19 protein-coding genes are annotated in these 22,526 nt (G+C 72.0%); 6 read left to right on the forward strand and 13 right to left on the reverse strand.

All coding sequences use genetic code 11. The features are described 5' to 3' along the window. Positions 1-127: 127 nt before the first annotated feature. Complete coding sequence (locus tag ACFWJX_RS15355) at positions 128-1,447, reverse strand: glycoside hydrolase family 26 protein (protein ID WP_383242241.1); 1,320 nt, start codon at positions 1,445-1,447, stop codon at positions 128-130. A gap of 160 nt (positions 1,448-1,607) precedes the next feature. Between ACFWJX_RS15355 and ACFWJX_RS15360 the strand changes: the two genes are divergently transcribed. Then, positions 1,608-2,930, forward strand: coding sequence for an ATP-grasp domain-containing protein (locus ACFWJX_RS15360; RefSeq protein WP_383242243.1), 1,323 nt, complete (start codon positions 1,608-1,610; stop codon positions 2,928-2,930). Continuing rightward, positions 2,930-4,186, forward strand: coding sequence for an NAD(P)-binding domain-containing protein (locus ACFWJX_RS15365; RefSeq protein ID WP_383242245.1), 1,257 nt, complete (start codon positions 2,930-2,932; stop codon positions 4,184-4,186). Before ACFWJX_RS15360 ends, ACFWJX_RS15365 begins: the two co-directional genes overlap by 1 nt. 50 nt (positions 4,187-4,236) lie before the next feature. Here ACFWJX_RS15365 and ACFWJX_RS15370 read toward each other — a convergent pair whose 3' ends face one another. The 3 genes from ACFWJX_RS15370 to ACFWJX_RS15380 all read right to left on the reverse strand — a co-directional run bounded on the left by ACFWJX_RS15370 (position 4,237) and on the right by ACFWJX_RS15380 (position 6,117). Beyond that, positions 4,237-5,088 (reverse strand): chaplin, encoded by an 852-nt coding sequence (locus ACFWJX_RS15370; RefSeq protein WP_383242970.1) that lies wholly within the window; start codon positions 5,086-5,088, stop codon positions 4,237-4,239. A 130-nt stretch (positions 5,089-5,218) separates the two neighbouring features. Then, the gene (locus tag ACFWJX_RS15375; protein WP_383242248.1) at positions 5,219-5,446 is read right to left on the reverse strand and encodes a chaplin; all 228 of its coding nucleotides are present in this window, start codon (positions 5,444-5,446) and stop codon (positions 5,219-5,221) included. A gap of 281 nt (positions 5,447-5,727) precedes the next feature. Then, entirely contained in the window at positions 5,728-6,117 is a 390-nt protein-coding gene (locus tag ACFWJX_RS15380; protein ID WP_355908432.1) for a rodlin, read from the reverse strand. Between the two features lie 232 nt (positions 6,118-6,349). Here ACFWJX_RS15380 and ACFWJX_RS15385 point away from each other — a divergent pair, with 232 nt between their 5' ends. Beyond that, complete coding sequence (locus ACFWJX_RS15385; protein WP_383242251.1) at positions 6,350-6,742, forward strand: rodlin; 393 nt, start codon at positions 6,350-6,352, stop codon at positions 6,740-6,742. 111 nt (positions 6,743-6,853) lie between these two features. On the opposite strand, the gene ACFWJX_RS15390 is transcribed toward ACFWJX_RS15385, so the two are convergent. The 4 genes from ACFWJX_RS15390 to ACFWJX_RS15405 all read right to left on the reverse strand — a co-directional run bounded on the left by ACFWJX_RS15390 (position 6,854) and on the right by ACFWJX_RS15405 (position 13,575). Further along, positions 6,854-8,383 (reverse strand): von Willebrand factor type A domain-containing protein, encoded by a 1,530-nt coding sequence (locus ACFWJX_RS15390; RefSeq protein ID WP_383242253.1) that lies wholly within the window; start codon positions 8,381-8,383, stop codon positions 6,854-6,856. 147 nt (positions 8,384-8,530) lie between these two features. Continuing rightward, positions 8,531-9,424 carry an ABC transporter permease gene (locus tag ACFWJX_RS15395; RefSeq protein ID WP_383242256.1) on the reverse strand — a complete coding sequence of 298 codons (894 nt, stop codon included), beginning with the start codon at positions 9,422-9,424 and terminating at the stop codon, positions 8,531-8,533. Beyond that, the gene (locus tag ACFWJX_RS15400) at positions 9,421-12,051 is read right to left on the reverse strand and encodes an alpha/beta fold hydrolase (protein ID WP_383242259.1); all 2,631 of its coding nucleotides are present in this window, start codon (positions 12,049-12,051) and stop codon (positions 9,421-9,423) included. The genes ACFWJX_RS15395 and ACFWJX_RS15400 overlap by 4 nt, the downstream gene beginning before the upstream one ends. Before the next feature lie 111 nt (positions 12,052-12,162). Beyond that, positions 12,163-13,575, reverse strand: a complete 1,413-nt coding sequence (locus tag ACFWJX_RS15405; RefSeq protein WP_383242262.1) for an APC family permease — start codon at positions 13,573-13,575, stop codon at positions 12,163-12,165. Positions 13,576-13,909: 334 nt separating this feature from the next. Here ACFWJX_RS15405 and ACFWJX_RS15410 point away from each other — a divergent pair, with 334 nt between their 5' ends. Next, on the forward strand, positions 13,910-14,761 hold the full coding sequence (locus ACFWJX_RS15410; RefSeq protein WP_383242265.1) for a hypothetical protein: 852 nt from the start codon (positions 13,910-13,912) through the stop codon (positions 14,759-14,761). 59 nt (positions 14,762-14,820) lie between these two features. Here the strand turns inward: ACFWJX_RS15410 and mmsA are convergent, their stop codons facing one another. From mmsA to iolC, 5 genes are all read right to left on the reverse strand, one after another. After that, positions 14,821-16,323, reverse strand: a complete 1,503-nt coding sequence (gene mmsA / locus ACFWJX_RS15415) for a CoA-acylating methylmalonate-semialdehyde dehydrogenase (RefSeq protein ID WP_383242268.1) — start codon at positions 16,321-16,323, stop codon at positions 14,821-14,823. A 14-nt stretch (positions 16,324-16,337) separates the two neighbouring features. Beyond that, on the reverse strand, positions 16,338-18,215 hold the full coding sequence (gene iolD / locus ACFWJX_RS15420) for a 3D-(3,5/4)-trihydroxycyclohexane-1,2-dione acylhydrolase (decyclizing) (protein ID WP_383242271.1): 1,878 nt from the start codon (positions 18,213-18,215) through the stop codon (positions 16,338-16,340). Then, the gene (iolB, locus tag ACFWJX_RS15425; RefSeq protein ID WP_383242274.1) at positions 18,212-19,033 is read right to left on the reverse strand and encodes a 5-deoxy-glucuronate isomerase; all 822 of its coding nucleotides are present in this window, start codon (positions 19,031-19,033) and stop codon (positions 18,212-18,214) included. Before iolB ends, iolD begins: the two co-directional genes overlap by 4 nt. A 97-nt stretch (positions 19,034-19,130) precedes the next feature. Continuing rightward, positions 19,131-20,075, reverse strand: a complete 945-nt coding sequence (locus ACFWJX_RS15430) for a deoxyribose-phosphate aldolase (protein WP_383242276.1) — start codon at positions 20,073-20,075, stop codon at positions 19,131-19,133. A gap of 11 nt (positions 20,076-20,086) precedes the next feature. Then, a complete protein-coding gene (gene iolC, locus ACFWJX_RS15435; protein WP_383242279.1) occupies positions 20,087-21,037 on the reverse strand; it encodes a 5-dehydro-2-deoxygluconokinase in 951 nt (316 codons plus the stop codon). Positions 21,038-21,162: 125 nt separating this feature from the next. Between iolC and ACFWJX_RS15440 the strand changes: the two genes are divergently transcribed. Both ACFWJX_RS15440 and ACFWJX_RS15445 read left to right on the forward strand, forming a co-directional pair. After that, a complete protein-coding gene (locus tag ACFWJX_RS15440) occupies positions 21,163-22,080 on the forward strand; it encodes a sugar phosphate isomerase/epimerase family protein (RefSeq protein ID WP_383242282.1) in 918 nt (305 codons plus the stop codon). A gap of 238 nt (positions 22,081-22,318) precedes the next feature. Continuing rightward, positions 22,319-22,519 carry a helix-turn-helix transcriptional regulator gene (locus ACFWJX_RS15445; RefSeq protein ID WP_383242285.1) on the forward strand — a complete coding sequence of 67 codons (201 nt, stop codon included), beginning with the start codon at positions 22,319-22,321 and terminating at the stop codon, positions 22,517-22,519. Positions 22,520-22,526 lie beyond the last annotated feature (7 nt).

Below are 22,526 nucleotides of genomic sequence, written 5' to 3' on the forward strand. Positions count from 1 at the left end.
GGGGTGCTCTCCGCGGGGGGGGGGGGGGGGCCCGGGCGGGGGCCTGTGGTCTCTCGCTCGCCGGGGGGGGGGGGGGGCGCCCCCACCGGCGCCCCCCCCGCCACCGGACGCGCACTGCGAGGGCAGCTCAGCGGTTGCGCGACCACCAGTCCAGCCGCATGCACAGCTTGCCGCCGATCCAGTACTCGACCCAGTCGCCGAGGTTCAGCGGTGAGCAGTTCACCGTGGGCAGCGGGGTCGGCACGGTCGTGGGACCGGGAGGCGCCGGCACCGGAGTGGTGGGTGTGGTCGGTGTGGTGGGTGTCGCCGGTTCGTCCGTGCGGCCGGAGAGCACCGCCCGGTAGACCTCCGACGCCTTGGGGTTCCCCGAGCACTGCCACACACCGTGCGGGCAGTAGTCGGTCACCGTGTTGTACAGCGGTTTGTGCTCGTCCATCCAGGCGAGCATGCGCCGCATGTACTCGGCGTTGTCACCGTTGCGGAAGAGTCCCCATTCGGGATAGGAAATGGGCTTGCCGTGACTTTTCGCGAAGTCCACATGTTCCTGGAGTCCGTAGGGCTCTGTCACCTGCTCGTCGAAGGAAACTCCGCTCGGCTGGTCGTAGGAGTCCATTCCGACGATGTCGACGGTGTCGTCCCCCGGATAGCACTGGGTCCAGGGAACGGCGTCCTGGCCACGGCTCGGCGTGAAGTCGAACTTGAATTCCTGGCCCGGCACCGCCCGCATGGTGGTGACGATCCGCTTCCAGTACGTCTTCCAGGCCTCCGGGTCCGGCCCGCAGCGATGGGTGTACGTGATGCCGTTCATCTCCCAGCCGAGCACGATCACCGTGTCCGGCGCACCGGCCCTCACCAGCCGCTCGGCCAGCGTGCGGAAGTGGTGATCGAACTGGCCGGCCGCGCCCTGCCGCAGCAGCAGCCGCACCTCGGCGTCGGACACGCCCTCCTCGTTGCGCTCCAGCATGGGGACGTTGAGGACGAGCATCCGGTCGTCCTTCTCGGCCCGCCAGTCGGCCCATACGTCGAGGAAGCCGGGCCTGCCCTCGATGTTGCTCCACCGGTCACCCGGCAGGTAGGTGTGGCCGACCCGCAGCTCGGCGCCGTCCAGCCAGTCGCTGAGCTGGGCCATCCGGGCCACTCCGAGGGGGCCGTAGTCGAGGTAGGCCCCGAAGGCGGGGCCCGACTTCGCGGTCGGCGCAGAGGTCGGGGACGAAGTCGGAGAGGGGGTCGGAGAGGGAGTCGGGGTCGCAGTCGGAGTCGGGACCGGGGTCGGGGCCGGAGTCGCGCTATGGGTCTCGGTCGGTGTGGGAACGGGAGGGCCGGCGACCCGCGCCACCCCCGCGCCCGCGGCGAATCCGGGGCCGGACGCCAGCGCCGCCGACACCGCGACCGCCGCCGCGACAACGGCCAGCCGCCGGGACCGGGCGCGTCGCTGCTGTGGGGCCATGCCTGCTCCTTTCTCCACTCTCGTGCTGTCACCGATGCGCAAGCGCATTACTGACACTCAGTCATATGAAAGTCACAGGAAAAGGAATCCCGCCACCGCCGTTACGGCTTTCGAGTGTCCTGCTCGTCCGCACCGGTGAAACAACCGAAGGAAAAAGCCCGTGTCGCAGCTCGACACCCGCGTCCCCGCCGTTCTCCTGCGCATCGACCGGAATCCCTTTCACCACGGAACACTGGGTGCCGTGCGCTCCCTCGGAAGGGCCGGAATCGATGTCCATCTGGTCGCCGAGGTGACGGGAAGTCCCGTGGGCAGATCCCGTTTCGTCCGCAGGCTGCATCCCCCGCCACCGCCCGGTGCCGCCCCCGGTGACATCGCCACCGCGCTGCTGCGGGTGGCCGCGCGCATCGAGCGGCCGGCCGTCCTGATCCCGATGGACGACGCGGGCGCCGTCGCGGTGAGCCGCCTGCGCACCGAACTCGCCCCCGCCTACCTGCTGCCGCAGCAACCCGCCGTCCTGCCCGAACGCGTCGCCGACAAGGCCGAACTGGCCGGGCTGTGCGCGGCGGCGGACGTCCCGCACCCGGTCACCGTCGTCCCGGACAGCGCGGCGCAGGCCGCGTCCGCCGCCTGGCGGCTCGGCCTGCCGGTGGTGGCGAAGTGGAGCCGGCCGTGGCTGCTGCCGTCCGGGTCCGGGCTGCGCAGCACGGTCGTGGTGCGCTCCCCGCAGGAGGCCCGCGAGCTGTACCTGCGCAGCGAGGAGGCCGGCAGCCCGCTGCTGCTCCAGGAGTTCCTCCCGCCGGGCACCGGCCGCGACTGGTTCTTCCACGGGTACGCCGACCGCTCGGGCGCGCTGCGCGGCGGCGGCCCCGGCCGCAAGCTGTGCGCCTGGCCGCGTGGCGCGGGCCTGACGGCGGTCGGCGAATGGGCCCCCAACCCGAAGGTGCGCACCCTCGCCGAACGCCTCATCGCCCAGCTCGGCTACCGCGGCATCCTCGACCTCGACTTCCGCCGCTGCGGCACGACCGGCCGCTATCACCTCCTCGACTTCAACCCGCGCCCCGGCGCCCAGTTCCGCCTCTTCACCGACACCGCGGACCTGGACGTCGTACGTGCCCAGCACCTCGATCTGACGCACCGTCCGCTGCCGGACGGTCGGGCGCGCCCCGGGCGGACCTTCGTCGTGGAGAACTACGCGCCGCTGACCGCTCTGCGCCGGGCCACGCCGGACGGCCGCGAACTCGCCTGGAGCGCCGGGGACGACACCGCTCCCGGCCGGGCCATGTGGGGCCTGTGGGCCGCCCACGTGACCCGTCGGCTGCTCGCCCGCCCGCGCCGGATCGGCGCGGCGGGCGCGACCGGCTCCCTCCCCCGCGTGGTCCGCCAGGGCCCGCCGCCCCCGTCGTCCCTGACCGGCCTCCCCGACGGACCGAACATGCCGTCCGCGGCCGACCCGGCCGACGACGAGAAGGCGAGCAGCCGCTGATGTACGACCTGCTGGTGGTCGGTGCCGGCCCGTACGGCCTGTCGATCGCGTCCCATGCCGCGGCCGCCGGGCTCAGCCTGCGCGTCTTCGGCCGGCCGATGGCCTCCTGGCGCGACCACATGCCCGCCGGGATGTACCTGAAGTCCGAGCCGTGGGCGTCGAACCTCTCCGACCCCGGCCGGCGCTGGCGGCTCGACGCCTACTGCGCGACCCACGGGGTGAGGGCCCGTCACGGCGAGCCGATCCCGGTGGAGATGTTCGCCGGGTACGGGCTGTGGTTCGCCCGCAACGCCGTCCCCGAGGCCGACGAGCGCACGGTGACCCGGATCGCGCCCCGGACGGACGGCTTCGAGGCGGTCACCGAGGACGGGGAGGTCGTCGTGGCCCGTACGGTCGCCCTCGCCGTCGGCCTCATGCCCTTCGTCGAGATGCCGTCGCCCCTGCGCGGACTGCCCCGCGACCTCGTCACCCACAGCAGCCACCACAACGACCTGGCCCGGTTCGGCGGCCGGGACGTCACCGTCATCGGCGGCGGCCAGGCGGCCCTGGAGACGGCGGCCCTCCTCGCCGAACAGGGCACCCGGGTACGGGTACTGGCCCGCGCCGACCGGCTGCGCTGGAACGACGTGCCGCCGCCCTGGCAACGCCCCTGGTGGCGGTCGGCCCGCGCCCCGCACAGCGGCCTGGGCTGCGGCTGGCGGAACTGGTGCTACGCGGAGCGGCCCGGCCTGTACCGGCGCCTGCCCGAACCGACCCGCGCCCGGATCGCGTCGACGGCACTCGGACCGGCCGGCGCCTGGTGGGTACGCGACCGGGTCGAGAACGCCGTACCGGTGCGGCTCGGCCAGGAGGTGACGGCGGCCCGCGCGGTTTCCGGCGGCGTGCGGCTGACGGTGCGGGGCGCGGACTCGCTGGAGACCGAGCACGTCATCGCGGCCACGGGGTTCCGGGCCTCACGCGACCGGCTCGGGCTGCTCGCCGACGAGCTGCGCGGGACGCTGGCCGCGGTGGGCGACGGTTCGCCCCAGGTGGGACGGGACTTCGAGTCGTCGTGCCCCGGCCTGTTCCTGGCCGGCCTGGTCACGGCGTCCGGCTTCGGCCCGGCGATGCGCTTCGTGCACGGCGCGACCTTCACCGCGGCGACTCTCGTGCGCGGGGTACGGCGCCGGCTGCGGGCGGGAGTGCCGGGCGGCGACAGGGTTCCGGCACCCGGCGGGCGGTCACGGCAGGAGGCGTCGGGCGCCCTGCCGGCCTGAGGACCGGCACGAGTGCCGGGCGCGTGCGAGGCGTCCGGCACTCGTCGCCGTCATCGACGGGACGCGGCTCGGCCTCGTCGGTACAGCAGGGCACCCGCGGTGATCAGCACGGCGCTGACCCCGGAGGCGGCGAGCAGCGCCCCGCTGCCGGTGTGCGGCAGCTCGGGCCGGTCGCCTCCGTGCGGCGGGGAGGTGTGACCACCGTGCGGCGGGGAGGTGTGACCACCGGGAGGAGGGGACGAGTGACCGCCGGGCGGGGGCGACGTGTGCCCACCGGGAGGAGGAGAGGTGTGACCACCGGGAGGCGGGGACGAGTGCCCACCGGGAGGCGGGGACGAGTGCCCACCGGGAGGCGGGGACGAGTGCCCACCGGGAGGCGGGGACGAGTGCCCACCGGGCGGAGGAGAGGTGTGACCACCGGGAGGCGGGGACGTGTGCCCACCGGGAGGCGGGGACGAGTGCCCACCGGGCGGAGGCGAGGTGTGACCACCGGGAGGGGGCGAGGTGTGACCACCCGGAGGCGGCGTCGTCTCGCCGCCACAAGTGTCGCCGTACCCCTCGCAGTCCTCCTCGGGGCTGTCTCCGTAGCCCGGCTCGTCACCACCGGAGGGGGAATCGCCGTAACCCGGCTCGTCCTCGCCGTACGATGCTGCCTCGTGGAAGCGGTTCTTGCCGTGCGTCCCGGAGGTGTTCGCACAGGAGTTGCCGAAGGCCGGCTCCGGGGCGGCGGCGACGTCGACCGAGTCACCGCACGCGTTCACCGGGACGGTCAGCGGGACCTCGACGTCGTTGCCCGACACGGCACCGGGCGAGTTCCTGGCCGTGCCGTCCGCCTGTGAGTCGGCGAGAGCGGAACCGCCGTACAGGGACAGAATGCTCGTCGCAGCGGCGGCCGCGACCATTCCCTTGCTCAGGGTCTGTCGCAATCTCGTGGTCTTCCTGCTTGAAGAAGTGGGAAAAGCCGGCCCTGGACGTACAACTCGGCGTCCGGGGCCGGCCTCGATCCAGCCAGACGACTGGTGCGTCTTTCGGTCAGTCGTTGACGCAGACGTTGCCGGCCGCCGGGTTCAGCGCACCGATCACGTTGACGGTGTTACCGCAGATGTTGATCGGAACGTGGATCGGAACCTGAATGAGGTTGCCGGAGAGGACACCAGGGGAGCCGATGGCCGCGCCGTTGGCACCGGCGTCGGCGAAAGCCGGGGCGGCCCCTCCGAGGGCCAGAACCAGACCTGCGACGACAGCAGCGGTCTTCTTCATGATTTTCCCTTCTCTACGGTCATGCCTAGATGACGGTCGGAACCGAGCGAGCACAACAGGAACGGCTCGCACCATGACCGCAGCCTGCACACGAGGAATTGACGACCGAAGTGACCACGGAACCCGCGGCACGACGAATTCATGCGAATGCCTCACTACATTGCGCGCCGCTCCCCCAATGGGAGCAATAACGCCGATTCGTTCACCGGGCGCGCTTCCCGTCGAACGTGAGCGCGCGGCCCGCAAGAAAATCAGCGGGCCGCGCGGAGGACGACTCGGTTTCAGCCGCCGTTCGCCGACAGGACCGACAGGTCCTCCAGGATGTGCGACAGGGCACCATCGCGCTTGCTCTGGGTGGAGTTGTCGGAGCACTGCTGCGCCAGGTCGTCCGACAGGATCGGGACATCCTGGATCGGGACGATGTTGATGACGGCGACGTTGATGTCCTCGAGCGCCGCACAGGGCTTGTTGAGCGAGCCGTCGACCAGCGAGAGCTGCGGGCTCATGTCGCCCTTGGTGGACGAGTTGCCGAACGCCGCCGAACCTCCGTTGCCGTTGGCCACGGACGGTCCCGAGTCGTCACCCGTGGCAAGAGCCTGGGGAGCGGCCGCAACCGACATACCGATGACAGAAGCGGCGGCCGCCGCAGCGACCATTGCCTTCTTGAGCACTTCGCGTTCCTTTCCTCGTAGCGACGCACTGTCCTACGGCGACATCAACCCAGCCCGTGGGAATTGGTTGCGGCCGTTCACCCAGTTGGCCCCAAAGCCGGGGAAACGACCGGGGACGGACCGCCCGTCTTCCGGGGCGTGGGCCGATCGAGTGAACGGGAGAAACTGCTTCGCCTGTTCGGAGTTGACCAGGAGGCTCCGGTGGACGGGGTTTCTCAGAAAGGACAGGCCAGTGATCAAGAAGGTTCTTGCCACCACGGCAATCGCCGCTTCCGTCATGGGAGCCTCCGCCGCCGCTGCTCCGCAGGCATTGGCGATCGGCGACGACAGCGGCCCCACACTGTCGAACGGCAACGGCGCGATGCAGAGCTACGGCAACTCCGCGACGTACGGCCACATGAGCCCACAGATGGCGCTCATCCAGGGCTCGTTCAACAAGCCGTGCATCGCCGTGAACGACATTCCCGTCGCCGTTCTCGACGTCGTCCCGATCCAGAACGTCCCCATCCTGTCGGACGACCTGACGCAGCAGTGCGCCGAGAACTCCACCCAGACCAAGCGCGACGGTGCGCTGGCCCACCTCCTGGAGGATGTGTCGATCCTGTCCACCAACAGCGAGGACTGACGCCGACGCGGCCAGGGGTGGGCACCGACGTACCGGTGTCCGCCCCTTCCGCATGTCGGTCCTCCGCTCCGCCGGCTCCCGCTCCGGCCGGCCGATGGGGATACCGGCTTCCTACCGGTCGCCGTCCCGGCGGGCCATGCCGATCATGTCGGCGAGGCGGCCGACCTCCGGGTCCTCGGTCCGCTGCGCCAAGGTCCGGGCGGTCCTTGCCAGTTCGGTGAGGGACGGGGCGTCGGGCAGGGTGGCGAAGTCGTCGTCACCGCCGCCGCCGCGCAGGGCGTCGGCGAAGTAGGCGGCGGTGGCGGCGACCTGGAAGCGGACGGGGGCGCCCGTCAGGTCCTCGTGCACGGCGTCCGTCTCCAGCCGGCCCGAGGTCTCGTGCGGGGTGCGGGTGGCGGGGTCGAGCCAGCGGACGGTGGCCGTGGCGAGGTGGCCCTCGGCGCCCGGCCTGGTGCGGACGGCGTACAGGGCGGTGACGGTATGGCCGGGGCCGACCTCGCCGCCGTCGACGCTGTCGTCGCGGAAGTCGTCGTCGGCGACGCGGCGGTTGTCGTAGCCGACGAGGCGGAACTCCTCGACCGTGCGCGGGTCGAAGGCGACCTGGGCCTTGGCGTCGCGGGCGGTCAGGTCGATGTGCCGCGGGAGTTCCTCGCAGAACACCTTCTCGGCGTCGGCGTCGTTCGAGACGTAGGTGGTGTGGCCGTCGCCCTTGTCGGCGAGGCGTTCCATCAGGGCGTCGCCGTAGTCGCTGCCGACGCCGACGCCGAAGAGGGTGATGCCGTGGTCGCGGCGGGCGCCCGCGACGCGTTCGAGGATGGTGTCCGCGTCGGTGTCACCGGTGTTGGCGAGGGCGTCGGAGACGAGGACGACCCGGTTGGTGGCGCCCTCGCGCAGGCCCTCCACGGCTGTGGCGTAGCCGGTCTCGACGCCGGCGCCGAGGTTGGTGGAGTCGGTCGGCTCCAGGCTGTCGATGGCGTCGTGGACGCGGCCGCGGCGGTCGCCGAGTCGGGTCATCGGCAGGACGGTCTCGGCCTCGCCGCTGAAGGTGACGAGGGCGACGGAGTCGTCGTCGCGCAGCCGGTCGGTCATCGTGCCGAGGGACTCCTTGGCGAGGTCGAGGCGGCCGGGTTCGGCCATCGAGCCGGAGATGTCGACCACGAAGGTGAGGGCGGCGGGCGGGCGATCGCCGGTCCGGGACTCGGTGCGGGTGGCGAGGCCGACGCGCAGCAGGGACCAGTCCTCGCCGGTGCGGGCGCCGTCGACGGTGACCGAGAAGCCGTTGCCGTCGGGGCGTTCGTAGTCCTGGCGGAAGCTGTTGACGAACTCCTCGGGGCGGATCGTCGACGGGTCGGGGCTGTTGCCTTCCGCGAGGGCGCGGCGGGCGTAGCCGTAGGAGGCGGTGTCGACGTCCAGGGCGAAGGTGGAGAGGTGGTCCTGCGCCGGTTCCCGCCGCTGGTCCTGGTCCTCGTCCTGGCCCTGGTCCCGGTAACCGCCGTCGCCGTCCGCGGGGGCCGGGAAGCCGCCGCTGCGGTCGGCGGTGTCGGTGCTGCCGTCCGAGCCGCCGGCGCCGCAGCCGGTGAGCAGCAGCAGTGCGGTGGCCGTGCCGGCCAGCAGTCCTCGGACGCGGTGGGTCGTCTCCATCTGTGGTGCCCCCTGTGGTCGTTGACGTCGACGTACGTGACTGTGACGGCACCGGGGGCCCGAACGTGCGGCACGGGGTGTTGCGGATGGGTCTCGAAGAGGGCACGGCACAGGCCCGTCGAGACCGGTGGGTGATCTTCCGGAGACCTAGGAGACGACGTCCTTGTGGGCGAAACCGCGGAAGGCCAGGGCGAACAGGACAACGGCGTACGTTACCGAGACGGCGGTGCCCTGGATCATGCCGGAGTACTCGGGGGTGGGCTGGAGGGCGTCGGCCCAGGCGAACTGCCAGTGCGCGGGCAGGAAGTCGCGCCAGTCGCCGAGGGCGGTGACGGCGTCGAGGACGTTGCCGACGATGGTCAGGCCGACCGCGCCGCCGACCGCGCCGAGGGGGGCGTCGGTCTTCGTCGACAGCCAGAACGCGAGCCCGGCGGTGACCAGTTGGGACACGAAGACGTAGCCCACGATGACGACCAGCCGCTGCGCGGCGGTGCCCGCGTCGAGGGCGCCGCCGGTGGGGATCTCCAGGGGGCCCCAGCCGTAGGCGGCGGTGCCGACGGCGAGGGCGACGAGGGGCAGCAGGACCATCGCTGCCAGGCTCAGGCCGAGTCCGACGACCAGCTTGGACCAGAGCAGGCGGGCGCGCGGGACGGGGGCGGCGAGGAGATAGCGCAGGGAGGCCCAGTTGGCCTCCGAGGCCACGGTGTCGCCGCAGAACAGGGCGACCGGGACGACCAGCAGGAAGCCCGCGGAGACGAACAGGTTGACCGCGGCGAAGTTGGCGCCGGACGCGGTGGCCGTGTCCATCAGGTTGATGCGGTCGCCGCCCTCGCCGCCGGGTTCGCCGCCGATCGCGAAGGCGATGGCCAGGACGAACGGCAGGGCGCCGAGGATGGCTCCCATGACGAGCGTGCGGCGGCGCCTGAGCTGGCGGGCCAGTTCGACGCGCAGGGGCAGGGTGCGCGAGGCGCGGTAGCCGGATGCCGTGGCGACGGGCACGGGGTGCTCGGTGTGCGGGGCCGGCTCGGTCAGCGTGCTCATGCGGAGCCTCCGATCAGGGTGAGGAAGGCGTCTTCCAGGCGGCGGTGCGGGCCGACCGACTGGACGGGCACGTCGAGCCGCACCAGCTCGGCGACCAGGCGCTGGGCGCTGCCCTCCGCGTCGAGGCGGACGAGGAGTCCGTCGTCGGTGCGGACGGCCGAGGCGACGCCGGGCAGCGCGGCCACCTTCTCGGCGAGCGGCTCCTCCACGGGGGTGGCGGTGCCGACGAGGAGGGTGTCGCCGGAGCCGACGATCACGCCGACCGGGCCCGTCTGGACGAGCCGGCCGCGGTCCATGACGACGAGGTGGGTGCAGGTCTGCTCGACCTCCGCCAGCAGGTGGCTGGAGACGATCACCGTGCGGCCCGCGGCGGCGTACCGGATCATCACCTCGCGCATCTCGCGGATCTGCGGCGGGTCGAGGCCGTTGGTCGGTTCGTCGAGGATGAGCAGGTCGGGCAGGCCGAGCATGGCCTGGGCGATGGCCAGGCGCTGACGCATGCCCTGCGAGTAGGTGCGCACCGCACGGGCGAGGGCGTCGCCGAGGCCGGCGATCTCCAGGGCCTCGTCGAGGTGGGCGTCCTCGGCCGGGCGGCCGGTGGCCTGCCAGTACAGCTCCAGGTTCTGCCGCCCGGACAGGTGCGGGAGGAAGCCTGCGCCCTCGACGAAGGCGCCGACGCGGGAGAGGACGGGGGCGCCGGGACGGATGGCGTGGCCGAAGACGCGGATCTCGCCGCCGTCCGGCTTGATCAGGCCCATCAGCATGCGCAGGGTGGTCGTCTTGCCCGCGCCGTTCGGGCCGAGCAGGCCGAGGACCTGGCCCTTCTCGACGCGGAAGGAGAGGTCGCGGACGCTGTAGCGGTCGCCGCCCGCGTACTTCTTGCTCAGGTCGGTGATCTGGAGCGGGACCTCGGCCAGCTCCGGGTCGGGGGCGGGCGTCGCGGTGCGGCGGCGGCCGGTGACCAGCAGGGCCACGGCGAGGCCGACGCCCGCGAGGGGCAGCCACCACACCCAGGACGGCAGCGGGGCGGCGGCCGTGCTCACGCCGGCGGCGGTGGGCACCTGGAGGTCGCCCTTGAGGGAGACGGTGTACGTCGCCGGGGCGGCCGGGGAGGCGTAGCCGAGGTCGGTGGAGGCGAGGACCAGGCGCAGCCGGTGTCCCTTGTCGACCTCGTGGTCGACGGCCGGGAGGGTGAGCGTCACGTCCTTGCCGGCCTTGGCGCCCTCGACGCGGACCGGGGCGACCAGTTGGGCGGGCAGCACCTGTTGGCGGCCGTCCGGGCCGACGTCGTAGACCTTGCCGAACAGGACGGCGTCCTCGCTGGTCGACTTGACGTGGATCGTGGCCGTCGGGGAGCCGGTGACGCGCAGGTCCGTGGTGACGGGGGCGGAGGTGAACGCGGCGAACTGGCCGGGGAAGTCGAGGGAGACGCCGACGCCGAGGGAGGACAGCTGGGAGAGGCCACCGCCACCGAGTCCCGGCAGGGCGGAGACGGCGGGCGGGCTGGCGCCGGGCGGGTTGGCGAAGGACTGCTCGCGGCCGGTCAGGGCGATCGAGCGGTCGCCGCCGGTCAGGCCGGGGTAGGTGTCGTCGCTCGCGCCGCGCAGGAGGGCGGCGCCGTCGGTGGAGTCGACACCTCCGGTGCGGGTGATCCGGAAGGCGGGGCCGGTGTCGGCGCCCTTGTCGTCCTTGAGGTAGCGGTCGAACCAGGAGGTGACGCGGGCCTGGACCCGGCTCGCCTCCGGGTCGCCGCCGTCATGGCCGCCCGCGATCCAGTCGACGTCGACGGGGGCGCCGTTGGCGCGGATCGCCTTCTCGGCGGCGTCGGACTGGGCGAGGGTGAAGAGGGAGTCGGTCTGGCCCTGGAGCAGCAGCGTGGGCACCTTGATGCGGTCGCCGACGGCGGACGGGGAGCGCTCCTCGAGGAGGGCGCGGGCGGCCGCGTCCGGGGTGCCGGACTCGGCGACCCGCTCGTACATCGCGCACAGCGCGGGCTCGAACCTGGCGCAGCCGCCGCCGGTGTTGAAGAAGATGCCGGTCCACAGCTTCTTGAACACGCCGTCGGGGAACAGGGCGTCGGCGAGGTTCCAGTAGGTGATCGCGGGGGCGACGGCGTCGACGCGGGCGTCGTGTCCGGCGGCCAGCAGGGAGATCGCACCGCCGTAGGAGGCGCCGGCCAGGCCCACGCGCGGGTCGCCGGCCTTGTCGAGCTGGACCTGGGGCCGCTTCGCCAGCCAGTCGATCAGCTTCGAGACGTCGGCGACCTCACCCTCCGGGTCGTTCAGCCCGATCTTGCCGGTGGATCTGCCGAAGCCGCGTGCCGACCAGGTCAGCACCGCGTAGCCGTCGGCGGCCAAGTCCTCCGCCTGCGCCCGGACGTCCTCCTTGGTGCCGCCGAAGCCGTGCCCGAGGAGGACGGCGGGGCGGCGGCCGGAGTCGCCGGCGGTGAAGTAGGAGGTGTCCAGGCGCACGCCGTTGACGGCCATGACCTGGTCGGCGCGGTGCACCGGGGGTGCGTCGTCCGAGGCCACGGCCGTCCAGGTGCCGGCGCCGGCGAGCACGACGACGGCGGCCACGGCGGCGATGATCCGCCGCGGCCGCCGCAGTCCGCGCAGTCGAAGATCCATGCGTCAACGGTACGGGGTGAAACTGTCGGGGAGTTGTCGACCGGAGACCGAACTGCCCGACCTCCCCCAGGCGTACGGCGAGGTGTCGGCGTACACCAGGCGCGGTACGGGTCAGTCCCGCGCGTCCTCCGGGATCGACACCAGCCAGCGGGTGCCGCGGCGGGGGCGGAGGTAGAACGCCCAGTAGAGGGTGGCTGCCGCGGTGATGCCTCCGGTCCACAGGAGGTAGGCGGTTTCCTGCTGGGTCAGGATGTAGGCGAGGACCACGATCAGCACGGCCGGGACGACGGGCCACAGGGGCATGCGCCAGGCGTGCGTGTGGCGGTGGGCGCCGCGGCGGGCGAGCAGGGCGGCGACCGCGACGAGCAGGTACATGCCGGTCACGGAGACGCCGGTGACGCCGTACAGGGTGTCCAGGTCGACGAAGCAGAGCAGCGCGCCGGGGACGCCGACGGCGAGGGTGGCCACCCACGGGGAGCCGAAGCGGCCGAGCTTGGAGAAGACGGTGTTGACCGGCTGCGGCCAGGCCTTGTCGCGGGCGGAGGCGAACAGGACGCGGGAGTTCTGGATGACCATGACGATGCCCGCGTTGACGATGGCCAGGGCCACGCAGAGGCTGACGAAGGTGCCGACGGCCGAGTTGGACCAGGCGGTCACCATGGCGCCGATGTCGCCGCCGGTCAGCTCGGTGAGGTCGGAGGCGCCGAGGGTGATGCCGACGACCGGGACCAGGATGATCACGGTGGAGATGGCGAGGGTGGCCAGGACCGTGCGGGCGACGTTGCGGCGCGGGTTCTCCAGTTCCTCGGAGAGGTAGACGGCGGTGGAGAAGCCCTGGGTGACGAAGAGGGCGATGGCGAGGCCGGAGACGATCAGCATGGCCGTCACGGTGTCGGCGTGGCCGTCCGTGCCCGCGACCTCCAGGGAGACCAGGCTGCCCGCGCCGCGCTCGCTGTGGGCGAAGCCCAGCACCGCCACGACGGCCGCCGCGATGACCTCCAGCACCAGGAACACGCCGGTGATCCAGGCGTTGGCGCGCAGGTCGAGCAGGCCGGCGAGGGTGGCGAGCAGCATCACCGCGGCGCCGGCCAGCGACGGGTCGAGGTGCACGACCGGGGCGAGGTAGTCGGCCGTGCCCATCGCGATCACCGGCGGGACGATCATCACGACGAGGAGGGAGAGGACGAACACCAGCCAGCCCGCCAGCCGTCCGGCCATCGTGGAGACCATCGCGTACTCGCCGCCCGCGCTGGGGATGAGGGTGCCCAGCTCGGAGTAGCAGAACGCGACGGCGATGCAGAGGAGGGAGCCGATCGCGATCGTGAGGGCGGTCGCGGTGCCGAGCGAGCCGAACAGGTCGGGGACGACGACGAACAGCGTGGACGCGGGGGTCACGCAGGACAGGGTCAGCAGGGTGCCGCCGACCACTCCGATGGAGCGCTTGAGCTTCTGGGGACCGTCCTGGGCGTCGGGGACGGCGCTGCCGTCGACGGCGGCCTGGACGGGGCGGAGCGTGTCGGTCATGGAGTTCCGATCGACTGATGCGGCGAGGTTCGGTCGGGAGCGCTATCGCCTCCGGCGGCTTGGGTGGTACTCGTTCGGGCCGCTCCCGGCGCTGCATGGAACCCCGACGAAAACCACCACGTCAATAGGTGTTCATCTACGGAATCCGTTGTGAGGAACGACTCGCGGAGAGGTATTCCGCAGTGACGGGCAAGCGGCTGGGGCGCGGTGGGCCGTACGGGAACCGTAGGCGTCGCGGGGAAAAAACGTGCCGCCGTCCGCTATCCGGACGTGTCGGTGGGGGCCGCTAGAGTCTGGTGGCACAGCTGATTCACAGTGGACGGGGTGGGGACGAATGAAGGTCAAGTACACCGCTGCCTGGGTGGGGTTCACGGCGGCGGCGTTGGCGGCGGCGACGGGGTGCAGCTCGGACCCGGTCCGGGACACCGCGCAGAAGGCGGCCGAGGTGGCCGACAGCTCCGAGAAGGTCATGGCCGCGCTCACGCGGGCGACCGACCGGACCGAGCAGCTCGGCTCGGCCGAGGTGAAGATGACCACCGACATCGGCACCGGCACGCCCGTCGCCATGGACGGCACGTACTCCTGGGGTGACGGGGCCGCCATGGACGTCGAGATGGACACGGCCGCCGCGCAGCTGACAGCCCTCCAGGACGACCCCACGACCCACGTCAAGATGGTCGACGGCGCCTACTACTACGGCATCGACCCGCAGGCCAGCGGTCCGCTCGAGGGCAAGCACTGGATGCGTATCGACGTCTCCGCCGTCGCGGGCGAGGCGGGCGCGGACAACATCGCGGACAACTCCGACCCGACGGCGGGCCTGCGGTACATCGCCACCTCCTCGGACGTGAAGGACCTCGGCGAGGAGACGGTCAGCGGCAAGGAGACCACCCACTACCGGGGCAGCGTCGGCGCGGAGGCGATCAAGGACTCGAAGTTCTCCCCCGCGGAGAAGAAGGCCGCCCTCGACGCGCTGAACGCCAGCGGCGGGCAGATGACCTACGACATCTGGGTCGACGGCAAGGACCTGCCGGTGCGGATGAAGCAGGCCGGTGCCGGCATGACCGTCACCATCGACTTCCTGAAGTTCGGGGTCACCGAGCCGATCACGGCGCCGCCCGCCTCCGACACGGGCGACCTCTCCGAGGCGGTCACCGAGCAGCGCGACAAGTCGCTCGGGCAGTGACATGACGGTGCCCTGCCCCCGAGCGGGAGCAGGGCACCGTACCGCCGCGTGTCAGCGGGTCAGTGGTTGCGCGGGAAGCCCAGGTCGACGCCCGCCGGGGCGTCGGCCGGGTCCGGCCAGCGGGTGGTGACGACCTTGCCGCGGGTGTAGAAGTGCGTGCCGTCGTTGCCGTAGATGTGGTGGTCGCCGAAGAGGGAGTCCTTCCAGCCGCCGAAGCTGTGGTAGCCGACGGGGACCGGGATCGGGACGTTCACGCCGACCATGCCGGCCTCGATCTCCAGCTGGAAGCGGCGGGCGGCGCCGCCGTCACGCGTGAAGATCGCGGTGCCGTTGCCGAAGGGCGACGCGTTGATCAGCGCCACGCCCTCGTCGTAGGTGTCCACGCGCAGGACGCACAGGACCGGGCCGAAGATCTCGTCCTGGTAGGCCTTGGCGCTGGTGGGGACCTTGTCCAGCAGCGAGATGCCGATCCAGTGGCCGTCCTCGAAGCCCTCGACCGTGTGACCGGTGCCGTCCAGGACGACGTCCGCGCCCTCGGCCGCCGCGCCCTCGACGTACGACGCCACCTTGTCGCGGTGGGCCTTGGTGATGAGCGGGCCCATCTCGGAGGTCGGGTCGTTGCCGGGGCCGATCTTGATCTTCTCGGCGCGCTCGCGGATCTTCTCCACCAGCTCGTCGCCGATGGCGCCGACCGCGACGACGGCCGAGATGGCCATGCAGCGCTCGCCGGCCGAGCCGTAGGCCGCGCTGACGGCCGCGTCCGCCGCCGCGTCGAGGTCGGCGTCCGGGAGGACCAGCATGTGGTTCTTGGCGCCACCCAGGGCCTGGACGCGCTTGTGGTTCGCGGCGGCCGTGGTGTGGATGTGGCGGGCGATCGGGGTCGACCCGACGAAGGAGACGGCCTTGACGTCCGGGTGCTCCAGGAGGCGGTCGACGGCCACCTTGTCGCCGTGGACGACGTTGAAGACACCGTCCGGCAGACCGGCCTCCGCCAGCAGCTCGGCGATCTTCAGGGACGCCGACGGGTCCTTCTCGCTCGGCTTCAGCACGAAGGTGTTGCCGCACGCGATGGCCATGGGGAACATCCACATGGGCACCATGGCCGGGAAGTTGAACGGCGTGATGCCGGCGACGACACCCAGCGGCTGCCGGATCGAGGCCACGTCGACGCGGCCGGCGACCTCCGTGGACAGCTCGCCCTTCAGCTGCACGTTGATGCCGCAGGCCAGGTCGACGATCTCCAGGCCGCGGGCGACCTCGCCGAGCGCGTCGGAGTGGACCTTGCCGTGCTCGGCCGTGATCAGCTCGGCGATCGCGTCGCGGTTGGCGTCGAGCAGGGCACGGAAGCGGAAGAGGATCTCCGTCCGCTTGGCCAGCGAGGACCGGCCCCAGGTGGCGTAGGCGTCCTTGGCGGCGGCGACCGCGGCGTCCACCTCGTCGACGGTCGCGAACGCGACCTTGGTGGTGACCGCGCCGGTCGCCGGGTCGGTGACCGGCCCGTACGTACCCGACGCGCCTTCGACGGACTTGCCGCCGATCCAGTGGTTGACGATCTTCGTCATGACCGAGTGCTCCTTCACAGATGGCGGCGTCGGGTAGAGACGTGCCGTTCGTACAGCTCACGGGCCTTCACCGCGGACGCTCGGGTCGCGGTCTCGGCCACGGGTACATCCCACCAGGCCTGCGCCGGGGGCGCGCCCGACACTGTGTCTGCCGTTTGGGTCTCGACGTAGACACAAGTGGGAGTGTCGGCGGCGCGCGCCTCGGCGAGCGCCTCGCGCAGGTCGCGGACGGTCTTCGCGCGCAGGACGCGCATGCCGAGGCTGGCCACGTTGGCGGCGAGGTCGACGGGGAGCGGGGCGCCGGTGAACGTCCCGTCGTCGGCCCGGTAGCGGTAGGCGGTGCCGTAGCGCTCGCCGCCGGTCTCCTCCGACAGGCCGCCGATGGAGGCGTAGCCGTGGTTCTGCACGAGCAGGATCTTGATCGCGATCCCCTCCTGCACGGCCGTGACGATCTCCGTCGGCATCATCAGATAGGTGCCGTCACCGACCAGCGCCCACACCGGCCGGTCCGGCGCGGCGAGCTTGACGCCGATCGCGGCCGGGATCTCGTAGCCCATGCAGGAGTAGCCGTACTCCAGGTGGTACTGGTCGCGGGAGCGGGCCCGCCACAGCTTGTGCAGGTCGCCGGGGAGCGAACCGGCCGCGTTGATGATGATGTCCGACTCGTCGACGATCGCGTCCAGCGCGCCGAGCACCTGCGGTTGCGTCGGGCGTACGTCGGGCTCCTCGGCCTCGTAGCAGGCGTCGACGCGCTGCTCCCAGCGCTCCTTGTCCTCGCCGTACTGGGCGACGTACGCGTCCGCGACGCGGTGGGCGTGCATGCCGAGGGCCTGGGTCAGTTCCTGGAGGCCGCTGCGGGCGTCCGCGACGAGCGGCAGTCCGGCCAGCTTGTGGGCGTCGTAGGGCGCGATGTTGAGGTTGAGGAAGCGGACGTCGTCGTGGCCGAAGAGGGTGTGCGAGGCCGTGGTGAAGTCGGTGTAGCGGGTGCCGACTCCGATCACCAGGTCGGCCGTGCGGGCGAGTTCGTCCGCCGTCGCCGTGCCGGTGTGGCCGACGCCGCCGACGTCCTGGGGGTGGTCATGGCGCAGGGAGCCCTTGCCGGCCTGGGTGGAGGCGACCGGGATGCCGGTGGCCGCCGCGAACTCGGCGAGGGCCTCCTCGGCACGGCTGTGGTGGACGCCGCCGCCCGCGATGAGCAGCGGGCGCTTCGCCGCGCGGATCGCCGTGACCGCCTCGGCGAGTTCGGCGGGGTCGGCGCCCGGACGCCGTACGGCCCAGGTGCGCTCGGCGAAGAACGCGTCGGGCCAGTCGTAGGCCTCGGCCTGGACGTCCTGGGGCAGCGCGAGGGTGACGGCACCGGTCTCCACCGGGTCCGTCAGCACCCGCATCGCCTGGAGGGCGGCCGGGATCAGGGCCTCGGGGCGGGTGACGCGGTCGAAGTACCTCGACACCGGGCGCAGCGCGTCGTTGACCGACACGTCGCCCGCGTACGGGACCTCGAGCTGCTGGAGGACGGGGTCGGCGACGCGGGTCGCGAAGGTGTCGCCGGGGAGGAGGAGGACCGGGAGGTGGTTGATGGTGGCGAGGGCGGCGCCGGTGACCAGGTTGGTCGCGCCGGGACCGATGGAGGTCGTCACCGCGTGCGTGGAGAGCCGGTTGGACTGGCGGGCGTACCCGACGGCCGCGTGCACCATCGACTGCTCGTTGCGTCCCTGGTGGTACGGCATCTCGTCGGCGTACTCGACGAGCGCCTGGCCGAGGCCGGCGACGTTCCCGTGGCCGAAGATGCCCCAGGTCGCGCCGATCAGCCGCTGCCGTACGCCGTCGCGCTCGGTGTACTGGGCGGCGAGGAACCGCACCAGTGCCTGGGCCACGGTAAGCCTGGTGGTCATCGGTAACCCCCTGTGGTCGCTGTGTGCTCCGGGTGGAAGCAGATCCGCCACTCCCGGGTCTCGCCCGGTCCGGCCATGACGTTCAGGTAGTACATGGCGTGGCCGGGCTGGGCGATCGACGGGCCGTGCCAGCCGTCGGGGACGAGGACGGCGTCACCGGAGCGGACCTCGGCGAGGACGTCGGAGCCGCCCTCGCGCGAAGGCGACACGCGCTGGTAGCCGAAGCCGCCCGGTCCGTCGATCTCGAAGTAGTAGATCTCCTCCAGCTCCGACTCCTCGCCCGGCCGGTGCTCGTCGTGCTTGTGCGGCGGGTACGAGGACCAGTTGCCGCCGGGGGTGATGACCTCGACGGCGATCAGCTTGGCGCAGTCGAAGGCGTCGGCGGAGGCGAAGTTGCGCACCAGGCGGGCGCAGTTGCCGCTGCCGCGTTCCTCGACGGGGACCTCCGGCGCGGGGCCGTAGCGGGCGGGGAGTTGACGCTCGCACTTCGCTCCTGCCAGGGCGAAGCGGCCTCCCGCGCCGGAGGCGATCTGGGCCTGGGCGTCGCGGGGAACGTACGCGAAGTCGGTTACCGACGCGAAAACGCTCTCCCTGCCCAGGAGTTGGAACTCTTCATCCGCCGTTCGCACGGTACATCCGCCCTCCAGCGGAAGCACGATCCACTCGCTGTCACCGGTGGTGAGGCTGTGGGTGCCGCCCGGCGCCAGCTCGACGATCCGCAGACTGCTGTGCGTCCAGCCGGCCCGCTCGGGGCCGATGTCGAGCACGTGGTCCGCGTCCGCGGTGCTGCCGCGCGGAATGTACAAATCGTCCTTCATGCGGCCCTCACACTCCCTGTGGCGCTCACGTTCCCTGCGGCGCTCACGTTCGATGCGGCGCTCACGCTCCGTGCGGCGCTCACCTTCGACGCGGCCCTCACAGCAGTCCTACGGCGGTGTCCACGGCGGCCGTCACATCGCCGTCCGCCGGGTACAGCAGCGAACGGCCGACCACCAGGCCACGGACGGTGGGGAGTTGCAGCGCGCCGCGCCACTTCTCGTACGCCCCGTCCTGGTCGTCGCCCACCTCGCCGCCCAGCAGGACGGCGGGGAGTGTGGAGGTGGCCATGACCTCGGCCATGTCGTCGGGGTTGTCGGTGACCGGGACCTTCAGCCAGGTGTAGGCGGAGGTGCCGCCCAGGCCGGAGGCGATGGCGATCGACTTGGTGACGGCCTCGGCGGAGAGGTCGTTGCCCAGCTTTCCCTCCGGGGTCCGCCGGCTGATGAACGGCTCGACGAAGAGGGGCAGCCTGCGGGCCGCCATGTCGTCGATCGCGCGGGCGGTCGACTCCAGGGTGGTGAGCGAGCCCGGGTCGTCGTAGTCGATCCGCAGGAGCAGCTTGCCCGCGTCGAAACCGAGTCGCTCGATGTCCTCGGCGCGGTGGCCGGTGAAGCGGTCGTCGAGTTCGAAGCGGGCGCCCTGGAGGCCGCCGCGGTTCATCGAGCCCATGACGACCTTGCCGTCGAGGGCGCCGAGGAGAAGCAGGTCGTCGAGGATGTCGGCGGTGGCGAGGACGCCGTCCACGCCCGGTCTGCTCAGCGCCAGGCAGAGACGTTCCAGCAGGTCGGCGCGGTTGGCCATGGCCAGCTTGCGGTCGCCGACGCCGAGGGCGCCGCGGGCCGGGTGGTCGGCGGCGACGATCATCAGCCGGCCGGCCTCGGCGAGCAGCGGGCGGCGGGTGCGGCGGGCGGCGGCCTCGGCGATGGCCTCGGGGCGGTGGGTGCGGAGGCGGACGAGTTCGGAGACGTCGACGCCGGTGGGGGCGGGGCTGCCTGCGGACGCGCTTGCGGCACCGGTGTCCTGGCGCGGGGTGTCTCCCACCCGGCCGGCCCTCACAGCACCGCTCCGGCGGCGAGGGCTTCTTCGATCTCGGTGGGCGTCGGCATGGCCGAGGAGCACTCCAGGCGGGAGGCGACGATGGCGCCGGCGGCGTTGGCGTGGCGCATGATCTTCTCCAGGTCCCAGCCCGCGAGCAGGCCGTGGCAGAGGGAGCCGCCGAAGGCGTCGCCGGCCCCGAGGCCGTTGAGGACGTTCACGGGGAGTGGGGGGACCTCGGCGGAGTCGCCCGCGCTGTTGACGGCCAGCACGCCCTTGGGGCCCTGCTTGACGACGGCGAGTTCGACTCCGGCGTCGAGGAGCGCGCGGGCGGCGTCGTGCGGGTCGCGCACTCCGGTGGCGACCTCCACCTCGTCCAGGTTGCCCACGGCGACGGTGGTGTGTTTCAGGGCCTCGGCGTAGAAGGGGCGGGCCGCGTCCGGGTCGGACCAGAACATGGGCCGCCAGTCGAGGTCGAACACGGTGGTACCGGCCTTGGCGCGGTGGGCGAGGGCCGCCAGCGTCGCCGTACGGCTGGGCTCCTCGCTCAGGCCGGTGCCGGTGACCCAGAAGACGCGGGCCTCGCGGATGGCGTCGAGATCGAGTTCGTGGGCGTCGATCTCCAGGTCGGGCGCCTTGGGCCGGCGGTAGAAGTAGAGCGGGAAGTCGTCCGGCGGGAAGACCTCGCAGAAGGTGACGGGGGTCGGCAGGCCGGCGACCGGGGTCACCCAGCGGTCGTCGACGCCGAACTCGCGCAGGGCCTCGTGGAGGTAGGTACCGAAGGGGTCGTCGCCGGTGCGGGTGATCACCGCCGTGTCCCGGCCCAGGCGGGCGGCGGCGACCGCGACGTTGGTCGCCGATCCGCCGAGGAACTTCCCGAAGGACGTGACCTGCGGCAGCGGCACGCCCGTCTGCAACGGGTAGAGGTCCACTCCGATCCGCCCCATGGTGATCAGGTCGTAGGCCATCGAGTTCCCTTCGTATCGGCTCTCCACGGCTTTCTAGCCCTGCACGGCGGACCCTGTCAATGTTTTGTCCAGACATTCGGACCAGCTCTTGACACCCCCTGCGGCCAGACAGCACGCTGGCGGCCATGACGTCGTTGTCACCTCAGCCCTCGCTTTCCCGCATCCGGGTCGGTTCGGCCCCCGACAGCTGGGGCGTCTGGTTCCCGGACGACCCGCAGCAGGTGCCCTGGCAGCGCTTCCTCGACGAGGTCGCGCTCTCCGGCTACGAGTGGATCGAACTCGGCCCGTACGGGTATCTGCCGACCGATCCGGCCGTCCTCACCGAGGAGACCGCCAGGCGCGGCCTGAAGGTGTCGGCCGGCACGGTGTTCACGGGGCTGCACCACGGCGAGGCCGTGTGGGAGAAGACCTGGGCGCACGTCGCGGACAACGCGGCGCTCGCGCAGGCCATGGGAGCACGGCACCTCGTGGTCATCCCGTCCTTCTGGCGGGACGACAAGACCGGCGAGGTTCTGGAGCCGGACACGCTCACGCCCGAGCAGTGGCGCAATCTGACCTCGCTGACCGAGCGGCTCGGCAAGCAGGTGCGGGAGCGGTACGGGCTGGAGATCGTCGTCCACCCCCACGCCGACACCCACATCGACAGCGAGGAGAACGTCGTCCGGTTCCTGGACGGCACCGACGCCGGCCTCGTGTCGTTGTGCCTCGACACCGGGCACTACGCGTACTGCGGCGGCGACAGCGTCAAGCTGATCGAGACGTACGGGGAGCGGATCGGGTACCTCCACCTCAAGCAGGTCGACCCCGAGATCCTCGCGGAGGTGCGGGCGCAGGAGGTTCCCTTCGGGCCGGCCGTCGCCCGCGGGGTGATGTGCGAGCCGCCCTCGGGGGTGCCGGCGCTGGGGCCCGTGCTGGAGGCCGCGCAGAAGCTGGACGTCGATCTGTTCGCGATCGTGGAGCAGGACATGTATCCGTGCGCTCCGGACAAGCCGCTGCCCATCGCTCAGCGGACTCGGGCGTTTCTGCGGTCCTGCGGGGCGTAGCCCTCCGGGGGCGGAGCCACCCTTTGAGTCGCCTGTGTCACGTGCGTCACAAAGATTGACGTTCCGTCACCGATGTCACGCGTACGCGGGTGATGTGTCGCACGCTGTCAACAGCCGCTTCCGGACTGTCACCGTGCGTCGTTGAACGGGCACAGGCCTGGTGATCGCCAGCGCAGCGCCGGGCTCCCCCCGGCGGCCTCCCGGCCGCCGCCCCCGCACGCGCAGGGAGGTGCGACTCATGACCGACCGAGGGCTCTGGTCCTACAAGGAGATCGCGGCACACATCCGGGTGCAGACGGACACCGTACGGTCCTACCGCAAGCACGGACTGCTCCCCCCGCCCGACCATGTGGAGGGCGGAAAGCCCTACTGGTACGCCGACACCGTCCGCGCCTGGGTCGCCTCCCGGCCCGGCAACCGGGGCCGCCGGGCGGACTGAGGACCCC

This window comes from Streptomyces sp. NPDC058335 (assembly GCF_042723915.1).
Classification (GTDB): Bacteria; Actinomycetota; Actinomycetes; order Streptomycetales; family Streptomycetaceae; genus Streptomyces.

Bases quoted from the DNA above. Each gene is read 5' to 3' on its own strand.
- ACFWJX_RS15355 (WP_383242241.1), bottom strand. From the start codon at position 1,447: ATGGCCCCACAGCAGCGACGCGCCCGGTCCCGGCGGCTGGCCGTTGTC.
- ACFWJX_RS15365 (WP_383242245.1), top strand. From the start codon at position 2,930: ATGTACGACCTGCTGGTGGTCGGTGCCGGCCCGTACGGCCTGTCGATC.
- ACFWJX_RS15370 (WP_383242970.1), bottom strand. From the start codon at position 5,088: ATGGTCGCGGCCGCCGCTGCGACGAGCATTCTGTCCCTGTACGGCGGT.
- ACFWJX_RS15375 (WP_383242248.1), bottom strand. From the start codon at position 5,446: ATGAAGAAGACCGCTGCTGTCGTCGCAGGTCTGGTTCTGGCCCTCGGA.
- ACFWJX_RS15390 (WP_383242253.1), bottom strand. From the start codon at position 8,383: ATGGAGACGACCCACCGCGTCCGAGGACTGCTGGCCGGCACGGCCACC.
- ACFWJX_RS15395 (WP_383242256.1), bottom strand. From the start codon at position 9,424: ATGAGCACGCTGACCGAGCCGGCCCCGCACACCGAGCACCCCGTGCCC.
- ACFWJX_RS15400 (WP_383242259.1), bottom strand. From the start codon at position 12,051: ATGGATCTTCGACTGCGCGGACTGCGGCGGCCGCGGCGGATCATCGCC.
- ACFWJX_RS15405 (WP_383242262.1), bottom strand. From the start codon at position 13,575: ATGACCGACACGCTCCGCCCCGTCCAGGCCGCCGTCGACGGCAGCGCC.
- ACFWJX_RS15410 (WP_383242265.1), top strand. From the start codon at position 13,910: ATGAAGGTCAAGTACACCGCTGCCTGGGTGGGGTTCACGGCGGCGGCG.
- mmsA (WP_383242268.1), bottom strand. From the start codon at position 16,323: ATGACGAAGATCGTCAACCACTGGATCGGCGGCAAGTCCGTCGAAGGC.
- iolD (WP_383242271.1), bottom strand. From the start codon at position 18,215: ATGACCACCAGGCTTACCGTGGCCCAGGCACTGGTGCGGTTCCTCGCC.
- iolB (WP_383242274.1), bottom strand. From the start codon at position 19,033: ATGAAGGACGATTTGTACATTCCGCGCGGCAGCACCGCGGACGCGGAC.
- iolC (WP_383242279.1), bottom strand. From the start codon at position 21,037: ATGGCCTACGACCTGATCACCATGGGGCGGATCGGAGTGGACCTCTAC.
- ACFWJX_RS15440 (WP_383242282.1), top strand. From the start codon at position 21,163: ATGACGTCGTTGTCACCTCAGCCCTCGCTTTCCCGCATCCGGGTCGGT.
- ACFWJX_RS15445 (WP_383242285.1), top strand. From the start codon at position 22,319: ATGACCGACCGAGGGCTCTGGTCCTACAAGGAGATCGCGGCACACATC.